General features: G+C 66.6%; 13 protein-coding genes and 1 pseudogene. 11 read left to right on the top strand and 3 right to left on the bottom strand.

Annotated elements, in window-relative coordinates; genetic code table 11:
* The first annotated feature begins 127 nt into the window (after positions 1-127).
* Positions 128-952, top strand: coding sequence for an SDR family NAD(P)-dependent oxidoreductase (locus tag ACJ4V0_RS19975; protein WP_448301369.1), 825 nt, complete (start codon positions 128-130; stop codon positions 950-952).
* 41 nt (positions 953-993) lie between these two features.
* Here ACJ4V0_RS19975 and ACJ4V0_RS19970 read toward each other — a convergent pair whose 3' ends face one another.
* Complete coding sequence (locus ACJ4V0_RS19970; RefSeq protein WP_448301368.1) at positions 994-1,827, bottom strand: universal stress protein; 834 nt, start codon at positions 1,825-1,827, stop codon at positions 994-996.
* Positions 1,828-2,138: 311 nt separating this feature from the next.
* Between ACJ4V0_RS19970 and ACJ4V0_RS19965 the strand changes: the two genes are divergently transcribed.
* Positions 2,139-3,731, top strand: a complete 1,593-nt coding sequence (locus tag ACJ4V0_RS19965; RefSeq protein WP_448301367.1) for an aldehyde dehydrogenase family protein — start codon at positions 2,139-2,141, stop codon at positions 3,729-3,731.
* 10 nt (positions 3,732-3,741) lie between these two features.
* Here ACJ4V0_RS19965 and ACJ4V0_RS19960 read toward each other — a convergent pair whose 3' ends face one another.
* A complete protein-coding gene (locus ACJ4V0_RS19960; protein ID WP_448301366.1) occupies positions 3,742-4,110 on the bottom strand; it encodes a hypothetical protein in 369 nt (122 codons plus the stop codon).
* Between the two features lie 89 nt (positions 4,111-4,199).
* Positions 4,200-4,349, bottom strand: a pseudogene (locus ACJ4V0_RS19955) (transposase); the annotation flags it as partial.
* Between the two features lie 257 nt (positions 4,350-4,606).
* On the opposite strand from ACJ4V0_RS19955, the gene ACJ4V0_RS19950 reads away from it, so the two are divergent.
* From ACJ4V0_RS19950 to ACJ4V0_RS19910, 9 genes are all read left to right on the top strand, one after another.
* Positions 4,607-5,299, top strand: a complete 693-nt coding sequence (locus ACJ4V0_RS19950) for a GntR family transcriptional regulator (protein ID WP_448301365.1) — start codon at positions 4,607-4,609, stop codon at positions 5,297-5,299.
* Positions 5,296-5,961, top strand: a complete 666-nt coding sequence (locus ACJ4V0_RS19945) for a GntR family transcriptional regulator (RefSeq protein WP_448301364.1) — start codon at positions 5,296-5,298, stop codon at positions 5,959-5,961. The genes ACJ4V0_RS19950 and ACJ4V0_RS19945 overlap by 4 nt, the downstream gene beginning before the upstream one ends.
* Before the next feature lie 77 nt (positions 5,962-6,038).
* On the top strand, positions 6,039-6,887 hold the full coding sequence (locus tag ACJ4V0_RS19940) for a shikimate dehydrogenase family protein (protein ID WP_448301363.1): 849 nt from the start codon (positions 6,039-6,041) through the stop codon (positions 6,885-6,887).
* Positions 6,887-8,788 carry a bifunctional sugar phosphate isomerase/epimerase/4-hydroxyphenylpyruvate dioxygenase family protein gene (locus ACJ4V0_RS19935; protein WP_448301362.1) on the top strand — a complete coding sequence of 634 codons (1,902 nt, stop codon included), beginning with the start codon at positions 6,887-6,889 and terminating at the stop codon, positions 8,786-8,788. The genes ACJ4V0_RS19940 and ACJ4V0_RS19935 overlap by 1 nt, the downstream gene beginning before the upstream one ends.
* A 109-nt stretch (positions 8,789-8,897) precedes the next feature.
* Positions 8,898-9,887: a TRAP transporter substrate-binding protein DctP gene (dctP, locus tag ACJ4V0_RS19930; protein WP_448301361.1), complete on the top strand. Its 990-nt coding sequence runs from the start codon at positions 8,898-8,900 to the stop codon at positions 9,885-9,887.
* Positions 9,888-9,947: 60 nt separating this feature from the next.
* Positions 9,948-10,466: a TRAP transporter small permease gene (locus ACJ4V0_RS19925; protein WP_448301360.1), complete on the top strand. Its 519-nt coding sequence runs from the start codon at positions 9,948-9,950 to the stop codon at positions 10,464-10,466.
* On the top strand, positions 10,463-11,758 hold the full coding sequence (locus ACJ4V0_RS19920) for a TRAP transporter large permease (RefSeq protein ID WP_448301359.1): 1,296 nt from the start codon (positions 10,463-10,465) through the stop codon (positions 11,756-11,758). The genes ACJ4V0_RS19925 and ACJ4V0_RS19920 overlap by 4 nt, the downstream gene beginning before the upstream one ends.
* 50 nt (positions 11,759-11,808) lie before the next feature.
* Positions 11,809-12,255, top strand: a complete 447-nt coding sequence (aroQ, locus tag ACJ4V0_RS19915; protein WP_448301358.1) for a type II 3-dehydroquinate dehydratase — start codon at positions 11,809-11,811, stop codon at positions 12,253-12,255.
* Positions 12,252-12,857 carry a hypothetical protein gene (locus ACJ4V0_RS19910; protein WP_448301357.1) on the top strand — a complete coding sequence of 202 codons (606 nt, stop codon included), beginning with the start codon at positions 12,252-12,254 and terminating at the stop codon, positions 12,855-12,857. The genes aroQ and ACJ4V0_RS19910 overlap by 4 nt, the downstream gene beginning before the upstream one ends.
* Positions 12,858-13,041 lie beyond the last annotated feature (184 nt).

The raw sequence follows: 13,041 nt of genomic DNA, 5'->3' as shown, positions 1-13,041 counted from the left end.
CCCCCGATCATAGTCGATCCGCGGGAGGACCGCTGCGGCAAGCGGCCGCCGCAGGCCGATCCATCGACCGGCGGCCTTGCCAAACGCGCAAGGCGTCGGCGGAGTGTCGCCGGGGAGACAACAGCACATGAACGCCACATCGAAGGACCGGCCGCTGGCCGGCAAGGTTGCCCTGGTGACGGGGGCCGGGCGCGGGCTCGGCCGAGCCTTCGCGGAGAGGCTGGCGGCGATGGGCGCCGACGTCGCCATCCACGGCATGCGCGAGGACGGTCCGGCCGAGTATGGCGAGGGCACCACGCTCACGGCGGTGGGGGCGGAGGTCGCGGCGACGCATGGCGTCAGGACGGTGAGGGTGCTGGCCGACCTGACCCGGTCGGACCAGATCGATCGCGTCGTCGCCGAAACGGAGGCGGTCCTCGGTCCGATCGGCATCCTCGTCCACAACGCCGGAGGCGACATCGCCGCCAGGGGTGGCAAGCCCGATCCCAACGATGCCGTGGGTATCGCCGAGGCCGATGTGCGGGCGGTGCTGGAGCGCAACCTCCTCTCCACCATCCTCACCTGTCAGGCGGTGGCGAGGGGCATGATGGCGCGGCGCTCGGGCCGCATCGTCACACTCGGCTCCATCGCCGCCTTCAAGGGGCGCACCAACGGCGCGATCTATGCGACCGCCAAGGCCGGCGTGACGCACTACACCCGATGCCTCGCCGACCAGCTCCGTTCCTACGACATCACCGTGAACTGCATCGCGCCCGGCGACACCCGCACCGGCCGCTTCCTCGGCACCCGTGCGGTCGACGCCGCGCGGATGGTGGAAGACGGCACACTCGACCGTATCGCCACGGTGGACGAGGTGGCGCGGCTGGTGGAGGTTTTCGCCGGACCGCTCGGCGCCTTCGTCTCTGGGCAGGTGCTACGGGTGGATGGTGGCGGCCAGTGCTGGCCGGCGTGACGCCGGCTGGCGCAGCCTCGCGCCGCCATCCTGCCGGCACCCTAGTGGGACATGAGGACGGGAAGGGTCAGATTGGCGAGGACGCCCTGGGTCGCACCCCCCATGACGAAGTCTCTCAGCCGCGAGTGGCCATAGCCGCCCATCACCAGCAATCCGGCTCCGAGACTGCGACTGGTCTCCTGCAGTGCGTGAGCGATCGGCTCGCCTTTCGTCGACAGGACATGGCACCTTGCCTGATTGCCGCGGCGCTTCAGGCCTTCGGCGAGACGCTCTCCGATGCCGGGCTCGAGGCGCTTCTCGTCGTCGACAGTCAGCACCGTGATCTCGGTTTGCTCCGTCAGGAAGGGCCGGGCATCCGCGAGGGCGCGTGCCGCGACGCGGCTTCCGTCCCATGCGATGGCAATATGGCGGAGGTCCGTCGCCTGATGACCCGCCGGGACGATGAGCGTCGGACGGCCGGAGCCGAAGATCACCGCTTCGGCAACCTCGCGCGCCGTCAGGTTGTCCGGTTCCCACGGCAGGATGGCCATGTCGCAGTAGCGTGTCTTCTCGACGGCCCCCTCCTTGGCTCCTGCGGGCGACGCGGAGCAGGTTTCAAGCTGCAGACCGATACCCTCCGCCTCGGCGAACTGCTGCATGACGGCGGTCAGGCTCGCCGCGTGATCGCGGCTGTCGTTCTCGACCTTCCTGATCATGTCGGAGATGCCGATGACGAGACCGGCGATGGACGTGCCCGAGGTCGGCAAGTCCACGCTGTAGATCGTTGCGTCGACATCGACCTTCATGGCCGCGGCCATCTGCAAGGCGGCATGTGTTGCTGGCAAAGAGACCACGTCGGGATAGGTTAGCAGCGGCAGGTGGCCGATTAATCTCATGGTCGCAACCTCCTTCACAATGCAATGTGTGGGAAGACATTGCCTGATCCGATCTGCATTGGGTTGACCTGCCGCAAGTCAGCACCGCGACATTTCAACGCGTGGATGATCAAGCTCCCCTTCGCCGATACCCTGCGGAGGGCGTGGCGGGCCGCTCGCGGGCAAGGCCCGTCCGATCGTCCCGCCGGGGTGGACGGAACAGTCCTCGTGGTGGAAATGTTCGCCGGCCCGCCTGGCGCCCTCGTCTCTGGGCAGGGGTCCAGGGTGGATGGCGGCGACCGGTGCTGGCCGGCGTGGCAAGGACAGGAACGATGCAGGACACGACCATGACGCCGGATGCGCTGCCGCGCGTGTCCTATTCCAACATCGCCGATGACTTCTCCGGCGTTCACGCCCATCTCGACCGGGTGATCCCTGAGGTGAAGGCTCAGATGCTCGGCCGCGAACGGGCGAACTGGATCGCCGGCCGGGACGATCGTGAAGGCGCGGCCTTTGCCGTCACCTCGCCGATCGACCGCGACATCGCCCTCGGCACCTTCTGGGCGGCCTCGCCGGACGCGTTGGACCGCGCGGTCAGGGCGGCGCGCGCAGCCTGCGCCGGCTGGCGGCATTGCGGCTGGGAAAAGCGCGCCGCGCTCTGCCACCGCGTCGCCGACGTGATGACGCAGCGCCGCTTCGAGATGGCGGTCGCCTGCCTGATCGAGGTCGGCAAGTCGCGCATGGAGGCGCTCGGCGAGGTGGAGGAGGCCATCGACCTCGTGCGGTTCTACGCCGACGAACTGATCGCCAACCACGGCTTCGAGCGCGACCTGAAGCGCGCCAATCCGCGCGAGGAGACGCGCGACGTGCTCCGGCCCTTCGGCGTCTTCGGCGTCATCGCGCCGTTCAACTTCCCCGTGGCGCTGTCCATCGGCATGTCGATTTCGGCGCTGCTCGCCGGCAACACGGTGGTGTTCAAGCCAAGCCCGATGGCGGGGCTGACCGGCCGCCTTCTGGCCGACTGCATCGCCGAGGCGGGCCTGCCCGACGGGGTGTTCAACCTCGTCTGCGGCGACGGCGCGACGGGCGCCGCCATCGTCGCCCATCCGGGCATCGACGGCATCGCCTTCACCGGCTCGCATCAGGTGGGCATGGGGATCATGCGCGGCTTCGGCGTCGGCGGCGTCCATGCGAAGCCGGTGCTGGCCGAGATGGGCGGCAAGAACCCGACCTATGTCACCGCCTCGGCCGACATCGAGACGGCGGCCGCCGGCATGGCGCGCTCGGCCTTCGGCCTGCAGGGGCAGAAGTGCTCCGCCGGGTCGGTGGTCTTCGTCCACGAGGCGATCAGCGCGGATTTTCTCGCCGCGCTGAAGGCGAAGGCCGCGGCCATCCGCATCGGCGATCCCTGCGACAGGAACGTCTTCATGGGGCCGCTGATCAGCGCGGCGGCGCGCCGGCGTTTCGAGGCGGCGGTCGCGGCGGCGCGCGCGGCACAGGGCGCGGTCGATGGCGGGCGGGTGCTGTCGGGTGGACTGTTCGACAAGGGCAGCTACGTCGAGCCGACGATCGTGACAGGGCTTGCCGACGATCACGCCCTGCACAGGGACGAACTGTTCCTGCCCCTCCTGACAGTGCGGACCTTCACGTCCCTGGAGGAGGCGATCGGCCGCGGCAATGCCGTGCCCTATGGGCTGACGGCCGGGATTTACACGCAGGACGATGCCGAACTCGACCTGTTCCTCGACCGCGCGGAGGCCGGCGTTCTCTATGCCAACCGCGCCAGCGGAGCGACGACCGGCGCCTGGCCGGGCATCCAGACCTTCTGCGGCTGGAAAGGCTCGGGCACGGGCTCGAAGGGTGGGCTCGGCCCGTTCTACCTGCCGCAGTTCATGCGCGAGCAGAGCCGCACGATCATGCGGTGATGAACCGCGCCTAGGGCTGGCCGGGGGCCGTCACGCATTTGCGGAACAGGGCCTCGTACCAGCCGCGGTCGGCATGGTCCGAGACGAAGGAGGCGCGCGTGCCGCCTTCTTCCGTCAGCACGCTGACGGCCGCGATCGTATGGTCGGTGAGATCCATGACCTTGATGAGGGTTCCGCCGATGAGCGGCGAGCGCCTGACGATCGGCAGCCGGGTGTTGAACAGGCTCTCCACGCAACTCGCGACATAGGTAGCCGGCAGCCTCGAATGGAACGTCAGCGGCCCCTGGGTCGCGTAGTTGGAGGCACAGGCGCCCATGGCGAGCGCGAGGGTCGCACCCGCCAGCGCCTTCACAATTGTCGCGCGCCACGGTGTGTCCATGATGTGGAAACGCGGGAACGCCCAAAGTGTTCCGCAATGCGGGACGGCGGGACCAAAAAGCAAACCCCCGCCGGACCGGGGTCCGACGGGGGATCGGACCCCAGCTCCCGCACCCATTTGCGCAGCACGTTCTCGTGCACGTCGAGATCGCGCGCTGCCTGAGCCGCCGATACGCCCCGCTCCTTGATCAGCCGAACCGCTTCAACCTTGAACTCCCGCGAAAACTTCCGTCGTTGCATCTGCCACCTCCGGCTTCATGAAACACCCAATCTCGGTGTCCACGAAACCGGCAGCAGGCCAGTCTGTGAAGAATGAAGGACGGGAGCGGTGTGGTGGTTCGGTCGCGCCGCGCCTATCAGGAGGCAGCGGGAACACCGTCGACTCACCGGTCCCAAACGCTCGCAGGGGTCATGCAGGGCTGCCCGCACAATGGTCAGTTGCAAGATGCTGCTGCGCCAGCTTTTCTGGTGGGCCAGGATCGGCCCGGTCAGGTAACATGCCAATCGCCTCTCTCGACGTTCACCCCTCCGTTGCCGACACCGCCTATCGGCAGATCCGTGGGGATGTGTTGTTCGGTCGTCTGAAGCCCGGCCAGCGCCTGAAGCTCGACCGCCTGCGCGCTGAGTACGGCACCAGCGTCTCCACCCTCAGGGAGATCCTTAACCGGCTGGCGTCCGAGGGCCTCGTCGCAGCCGAGGGGCAGAAGGGCTTCGAGGTCGCGCCCGTGTCGGTTCCGGACCTCAGGGAGGTCGCCGAGATGCGGCTCTTCCTTGAGCACCATGCCCTCGCGCTGTCCTTTACGGTGGGCGACCTCGAATGGGAGGGTAGGGTGGTCGCTGCCCACCACAAGCTGGCGCGGATCGAGCAGCGCCTTCTCGCAGGCGTCGAGGCTGACCCCGCGGAGTGGAAGCGCTATGATTGGGAGTTCCACCACAGTCTTGTGTCGGCCTGCGGATCGGCCGAACTGCTCGACATCCATGCCGGCGTCTACGACAAGTACCTCCGCTACCAGATGGTTGTCGGCATCTTCCGCGGCGAGGTGGCGGCACGCGAGCATGCCGACCTGCTCGCCTGCGCGCTCGAGCGGCGCACCGCCGAGGCCAAGGCGATCCTTGCGACCCATATTCGCGCCTGCGTCGATGCTATTGAAGCGCGTCACGCGCTGCCGGAAACCCGCGTGGCCGCATGAGCGCCGACCTGTTCTTCTCGGCGGGTGAGAGCGCCTACAAGCGCATCCGCACCGACATCATCACGGGCCATCTCGCGCCCGGTCGCAAGCTGCGGCTCGATGCGCTCCGGCGCGACTATGGCGCCAGCATCAGCACGCTGCGCGAGACGTTGAACCGCCTTGTCTCGGAAAAGCTCGTCGTGGCGGAGGGCCAGCGCGGCTTCGAGGTCGTGCCGATCTCGGCGGCCAACCTGCGCGAGATCGCCGCGCTTCGCCAACTGCTCGAATGCCATGCCCTGCGGCAATCGTTCGCTCAAGGCGATCTCGAATGGGAGGCGCGGGTCATCGCCGCCCATCACAAGCTCGCCCAGATGGAGGCGCGGATGGCCAGCGGCGATCGCACCGACACTGACCTGTGGAAGCGCTACGACTGGCAGTTCCACCAGGCTCTCGTCTCGGCCTGCGGTTCGCAGATCCTGATGCAGGCCCATGCCGCCATCTTCGAGCGCTACCTGCGCTACCAGATGATCGCGCTGAGCTATCGCGGCGCCATCGCGAGCGCCGAACACCTCGCCATGAAGGAAGCCGCGCTGCGTCGCGACGCCGACGAGGGTTGCGCGCTGCTGGAGCGGCACATCGTAGGGGGCGTCGACCACGCCCTCGCAACGGGGGCGATTTCCTAATATCTGATGATTTCTTGAATCTCATATCAAATGGCGTATGACTGATCGCTCGAACCCTATGAGGGCGGAGCGACTTCATGCGGCACGTGCGGCTCGGTCTGATTGGCGACAAGATCCAGGCGTCCCGGTCGCCAGACCTGCACCGTCTGGCCGGCCGCCTTTGCGGGCTCGACGTCAGCTACGACTTGCTCATACCGCCCGCCCGTGGCCAGGCCTTCGACGCGGTCTTCGATCAATGCCGCACTGGCGGCTTTCGCGGCATCAACGTCACCTATCCCTACAAGGAGACGGTTCTGTCGCGATTGGCGACACCCGACCCTGACCTCGTGGCTCTCGGCGCCTGCAACACGGTGGTTTTCGAGGCGAACGGACCCGAGGGCGCGAATACCGACAGCACGGGCTTTGCCTCGGCCTTCCGCCATCGTTTCGCCGATGCATCGCCCGGCATTGTCGCCGTGGCGGGCGCCGGCGGTGTCGGCAAGGCTATCGCCTTCGCCCTTGTCGCGTTGGGGGCAAGCGAACTCAGGCTCTGCGATGCCGACCGTGGCAAGGCGGAGGCGCTTGCCGCCGCGCTCGCGCCACGCGCACAGGGAACCCGCATCGTGATCTCCGAAACCGTGACGGATGCCGCCGAACATGCCGACGGCATCGTCAACGCGACGCCCCTCGGCATGGCCGGCGTCGGTGGCAATGCCATTCCGGATATGGCGCTGGAAGGGGCCGGCTGGGCCTTCGATGCCGTCTATACCCCGCAGTGGACCGAGTTCCTGACCCGCGCGCGCGACGCCTGCCTCGATATCCTCAGCGGCTATGAGCTGTTTCTTTTCCAGGGCATCGACGCTTTCCGCATCTTCACCGGGCACGACGTCGACGCGGAAGCCCTGCGCCGCGAACTGGCGGGTGCCGAGCTGAAGGAGGCGTCCTGATGCGCACCTCCATCGCCACGGTGTCGGTCAGCGGCACCCTGCCCGAGAAAATCGCGGCCATCGCCGCCGCCGGCTTCGACGGGCTCGAACTGTTCGAGCAGGACCTGCTCGTGACCGACGAGACGCCTTCTGCAGTCCGCCGGATGATCGCGGATCACGGCCTCGCGCTGACGCTCTACCAGCCGTTCCGCGACTTCGAGACCCTGCCTGAGCCCTACCGCACGGCCGCCTTCGACCGGGCCGAGCGCAAGTTCGACCTGATGCAGGAACTGGGGGCGGAGCTGATGCTGATCTGCTCCAGCGTGTCGCCGCAGGCCCTCGGGGGTGTCGACAGGGCGGCGGCCGACTTCCGCGAGCTCGGTGAGCGGGCGGCGAGGCGCGGCCTCAGGGTCGGCTACGAGGCGCTGTGCTGGGGCCGCCACGTCAGCGACCATCGCGACGCCTGGGAGATCGTGCGGCGCGCCGATCACCCGGCTGTCGGCCTCGTCCTCGACAGCTTTCATACACTGGCGAAGGGCATCGATTCGGAGACGATCCGCTCCATCCCGGGCGACCGCATCTTCATCGTCCAGCTCGCCGACGCGCCATTGATCCACATGGACCTGCTGCACTGGAGCCGACACCTGCGCAACATGCCGGGAGAGGGCGACCTGCCGGTGAAGGATTTCGTCAGGGCGATCTACGCCACCGGATACGACGGCTACCTCTCGCTGGAGATCTTCAACGACCAGTTCCGTGGCGGGTCCGCCCGCATCGTCGCCAAGGACGGCCACCGCTCGCTCGTCCACCTGATGGACCAGGTGTCGCGGGAGAGTCCGACGGGCCGGACGCCTGCGCGTCCCCTGCCGGATCGTTCCGTCGTGCATGGGGTCGAGTTCGTCGAGTTCGCGGCCGACGAGCGCCGCGCAGAGGGCCTTGCGACGACGCTGCACACTCTCGGCTTCCGCAAGGCCGGGCGGCACCGTTCCAAGTCGGTCGATCTCTACCGGCAAGGGCAGATCAACCTCGTCGTCAACACCGAGCAGCAGGGGCAGGCGCGCTCCGCCTTTCTCGCCCACGGCACGGCCGCCTATGCCATCGGTCTGCAGGTCGACGACGCGCAGGCGACGCTCGCCCGCGCCGTGGCGCTCGGCGCCGAGCCCTTCGCACAGGATCCGCACCCCGGCGACATCCGCCTGCCGGGCATCCGTGGCATCGGCGGCAGTGTGATCTACTTCGTCGACCGCTCCGCCGAACTCGTGCGCCTCTGGGAGCACGAGTTCGTCAATGTGGCGGACGACGCCCGCTCGGCTGACGCAGGCCTCGAGCGCATCGATCATGTCGCCCAGACCATGTTCGTCGACGAGCTCCTGACGTCGCTCCTCTTCTACACCTCGCTGTTTGACGTCAGGAAACTGCCCATGGTCGATGTCGTCGATCCGGGCGGCCTCGTGCGCAGTCAGGTGATCGAGAATGACACTGGCGGCTTGCGGCTGACGCTGAATGGCGCAGAAAACCGACGGACGCTGGCCGGCCATTTCGTCAGCGAACTCTTCGGCGCCGGCATCCAGCACATTGCCTTCGCCACCCGCGACCTCAGGCGCACGGCCGAGGCGCTCGCCGCCAACGGCTTCGAGCCCCTGCGCGTCTCGCCCAACTACTACGCCGACCTCGCCGCGCGCTTCGGCCTTCCCGCCGCGGACATCACGGCGCTGCAGTCCGCCGGCATCCTGTATGACCGCGACGCCAGCGGCGAGTTCCTGCAGATCTACGGTCGCACAGGCGACGACGGCTTCTTCTTCGAGGTCGTGGAGCGCCGGGGTTATGCCGGCTATGGAGCCTTCAACGCGCCGTTCCGCATCGCCGCCCAGAAGCGGCATCTTGCACCATCGACGATTCCACGAACGACCGATCACGGCTAGCGTATGAGGAATCCGATATTCTCCTATGAAACGAGAACTGTCTGTTGCTTCGAAATCGGGAACAGGCGATAGTGCGAGGGACGAGCCCCGAAAGAGGGCCAAGGGAGGAATGATGATGAGCATCGATCGCCGACTGTTCATGGCTGGCGCCGCCACTGCTGGCCTTGCCAGCTCCGCCACGGGCGCGCTCGCCCAGGCCAAGCCCAATCTGCGCTTCTCCGCTGTGTTCTCCGAACAGGACATCCGCGCCGAGATGGTCAAGCGCTTCGCCGAGGCCATCAAGAACGATTTCACGCTGCAGCCTTACTATGGCGGCACCCTGTTCCGGCAGGGCACCGAACTCGTCGCCATGCAGCGCAACAACCTGGAGATGGGCAACATCGCCCCTCAGGACATATCCAACCAGATCCCGGCCTGGTCGATCGTCACCTCCGCCTATCTGTTCAAGGATTCCAACCATCTGAAGCGCGTCTTCGCCAGCGATGTCGGCCGCGACCTGAAGAAGATCGCCGAGGACAGGCTGAATATCCGCATCCTCGGGCCGACCTATTTCGGCGCCCGGCAGGTCGGCCTGAAGCCGAGGACGCGCATCAACACGCCGGCCGACATGGCTGGCATCAAGCTGCGCATGCCGGGCGGTGACGCCTGGCAGTTCCTCGGCCAGGCGCTCGGCGCCAATCCGACTCCCATGGCCTACGCGGAAGTCTATACCGGCCTCCAGTCGGGTGCGATCGACGGACAGGACAACCCCCTGCCGAACGTGCAGAACATGAAGTTCTTCGAGGTGATGTCACAGATCGTGCTGACCTCGCACCTTGTCGGCTTCGATCTCCTGTGCGTCACCAACCGGGCCTGGAACGCCATGAATGCGCAGCAGCAGGCCGCCTTCCAGGCCGCCGCCGATGCCGCCATCGACTGGAGCACGGCGGAGCATCTCAAGCGCGAGGCCGAGCTCGTCGATTTCTTCAAGAAGCAGGGTCTCGACATCTACACGCCCGATCTCGCAGCCTTCCGGGACTTCGCGCAGAAGAAATATCTCGCCTCCGATCTCGCGAAGTCCTGGATTCCGGGAATGCTGGAGAAGATCAACGCACTCTGACGCGGCGTGCCGCGGCCTTCTCCCCCCAACCGCTCCGCGCGGCCAGGAGGCGCTGTCCTCGTGAAGTCCATCATCGATACAGGGGCGCCCTGGCTCGCGCGGCGCGCGGAGAACGTCGCCGTTCTGATGCTGGCGGCGATGTTCGCCGCCTTCCTCATCCAGATCGTCTTCCGCTATCTCCTGAACCTGCCGATCGGCTGGACCCACGAGATCAGTGTCATCCTCTGGCTCTGGCTGGTCCTGTGGGGCGCGGCCTTCGTATTGACCGAACGCGAGGAGATCCGCTTCGACCTGCTCCATGCGGCGGCCGGCCGGCGCATGAGGCGGGTGATGGGCGTCGTCACCGCGCTTGCCGTCGTGGCTCTCTACGGTACGGCGCTGCCGGCCATGGTCGACTATGTGACCTTCATGAAGGTCGAGCGTACGGCCTACATGAAGCTGCCCTTCTCCTGGGTCTACGCGATCTACATCGTCTTCGCCGTCGCCGCGATCATCCGCTACCTCTGGCTCGGCTTCGCCGCCCTGCGCGGCAACGAACCGGAGGATGACAACCCGACGAAGATCGGGTCGGGCATATGAGCGTCGCCTTCCAGTGCGCGGTGGGCATGATTGTCGCGCTGTCGCTGTTCGGCCTTCCGATCGGCCACGCCATGATCGCCGGCTCGATCCTCTACCTGCTCGTCGCCGGCCAGGACCTCAGTATCGCCGCCGAGCAGTTGCTCAACGGCATGTACACCAACTACGTGATCCTGGCCGTCCCTCTGTTCATCCTGGCAGCGGAGCTGATGAACATCGGCTCGATGACGGGGCGGCTGCTGAAGTTCTGCGATGCGCTGGTCGGGCGTTTCCGCGGCGGCCTCGCTCAGGTGAACGTCGTCCAGAGCGTCATCTTTGCCGGCATGTCGGGCTCAGCCATCGCGGATGCCGCGGGCACCGGCCGGATGATGCAGGCGATGATGACGAAGGACGGCAAGTATCCGCCTGCCTTCGCCGCGGCCCTCACAGCCGCCTCCTCCGTGATCGGGCCAATCATCCCGCCATCGATTCCGATGGTGCTCTATGCCCTCGTCTCCGACGCCTCCATCGGCTTCCTCTTCCTCGGCGGCGTCGTTCCCGGCATCCTCCTCGGCCTGACCCAGATGGGTATCGTGGCCACGGCGGCCCGGCGGCGGAACTTTCCCGTCGAGGCGCCGGTGCCGGTGCGCGCGCTGCCCGGCATCACCTGGCGGGCTCTTCCTGTCATTCTGATGCCGGTGGTCCTGCTGGGCGGCATCTATGGCGGCGCCACCACGCCCACCGAGGCTGCTGCCGTGGCGGCCGCCTATGCACTTGCAATCTCTGTCGTTCTCTATCGCAGCGTCAGCTTCCCCGATCTCTACCGGTCGCTGGCCTACAGCGCCCGCACCACCGCATCGATCGGCATGCTCATCGCCGGCGCACTGGTGTTCAACTACGTCGTCACCATCGAGAACATCCCCAATGCCCTGAGGGTTCTCCTGACGAGTTGGGACCTGTCGCCCCTCGCCTTCCTGATCATCGTCAACGTGCTGCTGCTGATCCTCGGATGCCTGCTTGAAGGTACGACGATCCTGCTGATCATCATCCCGGTGCTGATACCGACCGCCAAGGCGCTCGGTATCGACATGGTGCATTTTGGCGTTGTGGTCGTCATCAACATCATGCTCGGGCTCATCACGCCGCCCTACGGCCTGCTGCTCTTCATCATGAAGCGGATCGCCGACGTGCCGCTGCGCGATCTCGTGCGCGAGACCATGCCCTTCCTGTGGGCGATGATCGGCGCGCTCGCCCTCATCACCTACTTTCCGTCCCTCGTCCTGTGGCTCCCCCGGCTGCTCGGCTACCAGGGCTAGCACCCGCGCGACGGCGGCAGCGCCGTCCAACATCTGCCAGGACCGGTCAAATGACGCTCCGCATCACCATCCTCAACGGGCCAAACCTCAACCTGCTCGGCACCCGCGAGCCGCACATCTACGGCCACACAACGCTGGCGGAGATCGAGGCGACCTGCGAAGCGCTGGCCCGCGAACGCGGCGTGGCCCTGACCTTCCGCCAGTCGAACCACGAGGGCGTCCTCGTCGACTGGATCCAGGAGGCGCGCGACGCCGCCGATGCGCTGATCATCAATCCGGCCGCATATTCGTTCCGCTCGGTGGCGCTGATCGACGCGATGAAGGCCCTTGGCAAACCGATCATCGAGCTGCACGTGTCGAACATCCACGCGCGCGACGAGTTGCACCGCCACTCCATCACGTCGACTGCCGCGACCGCCGTGATCTGCGGTTTAGGTCCTTACGGTTATGTCGCCGCCCTGGAGGCGGCCGTTCACCTGGCGGGAAGCGCACGATGATGATGGGCCAGGGCTTTCTCGCGATCTGGAGCGACGTTCCGCCAGAGCACGAGACGGACTACCTGCACTGGATGACGCGCGAGCACGCTCAGGAGCGGCTCGCCGTTCCGGGATTCCGCAAGGTGCGGCTGTTCAAAAGCATCAGCACCCAGTCCCGGCGCTTCTTCATCCTTTACGCGCTGGACAACGCGGAAGTGATGGCGAGCCCTGCCTATCTGGCGCGCCTCAACGACCCGACGCCTTGGTCGCGGCGCATCATGCCCATGCTGACCAACTTCCGACGTGGAGGCGGCCGCGTTGAAGCCAGCGAGGGCTGCGGGCATGGCACGGTTGTCGCCCCCTTCCTCGCCGATGATGGCCTCACCGTCGCTCCGATTCAGCTGCCCGAGATCGTCGCCCGCGACCGCATCGTCGCGGCATCGCTGCTTCACTCCGATGCCGGCGCAACGAGTATCCAGACCGGCGAAAAGCAGCTGCGGTCCCACGATCATGGCTTTGACAGGCTAACGCTCGTCGAGGCTCTCGATGCCGGCGCCCTGAATGCACTGCTCACTGACGGGGCAGAGATCTTCGAACAGATATTTGCCCACGACGCAACGTAGTCAAAACTCTGGTCGTAGCCTGCCCCCCGCATGCGGACGTTCCAGATGTCCGCCTTGGGCCCGAGGCTGTGTGGGAACGTTCAGCGCCTGGGTTCCGCGGGCTCGCCGGTTTGCTAGAGAACGGGCGAGCGGTTCATGCTCTGATGGCCCTGAGGATCGGAGCCACGCCTACGACAGCGATTGC

This window comes from Phreatobacter aquiterrae (genome assembly GCF_053471285.1).
This window is presented reverse-complemented; position numbering and strand designations above follow the sequence as displayed.

What these genes read in the sequence shown, in the direction of transcription:
- aroQ (WP_448301358.1), top strand. Translation starts at nt 11,809, where the DNA reads ATGACGCTCCGCATCACCATCCTCAACGGGCCAAACCTCAACCTGCTC.
- ACJ4V0_RS19975 (WP_448301369.1), top strand. Translation starts at nt 128, where the DNA reads ATGAACGCCACATCGAAGGACCGGCCGCTGGCCGGCAAGGTTGCCCTG.
- ACJ4V0_RS19950 (WP_448301365.1), top strand. Translation starts at nt 4,607, where the DNA reads ATGCCAATCGCCTCTCTCGACGTTCACCCCTCCGTTGCCGACACCGCC.
- ACJ4V0_RS19970 (WP_448301368.1), bottom strand. Translation starts at nt 1,827, where the DNA reads ATGAGATTAATCGGCCACCTGCCGCTGCTAACCTATCCCGACGTGGTC.
- ACJ4V0_RS19910 (WP_448301357.1), top strand. Translation starts at nt 12,252, where the DNA reads ATGATGATGGGCCAGGGCTTTCTCGCGATCTGGAGCGACGTTCCGCCA.
- ACJ4V0_RS19965 (WP_448301367.1), top strand. Translation starts at nt 2,139, where the DNA reads ATGCAGGACACGACCATGACGCCGGATGCGCTGCCGCGCGTGTCCTAT.
- dctP (WP_448301361.1), top strand. Translation starts at nt 8,898, where the DNA reads ATGATGATGAGCATCGATCGCCGACTGTTCATGGCTGGCGCCGCCACT.
- ACJ4V0_RS19960 (WP_448301366.1), bottom strand. Translation starts at nt 4,110, where the DNA reads ATGGACACACCGTGGCGCGCGACAATTGTGAAGGCGCTGGCGGGTGCG.
- ACJ4V0_RS19920 (WP_448301359.1), top strand. Translation starts at nt 10,463, where the DNA reads ATGAGCGTCGCCTTCCAGTGCGCGGTGGGCATGATTGTCGCGCTGTCG.
- ACJ4V0_RS19945 (WP_448301364.1), top strand. Translation starts at nt 5,296, where the DNA reads ATGAGCGCCGACCTGTTCTTCTCGGCGGGTGAGAGCGCCTACAAGCGC.
- ACJ4V0_RS19940 (WP_448301363.1), top strand. Translation starts at nt 6,039, where the DNA reads ATGCGGCACGTGCGGCTCGGTCTGATTGGCGACAAGATCCAGGCGTCC.
- ACJ4V0_RS19935 (WP_448301362.1), top strand. Translation starts at nt 6,887, where the DNA reads ATGCGCACCTCCATCGCCACGGTGTCGGTCAGCGGCACCCTGCCCGAG.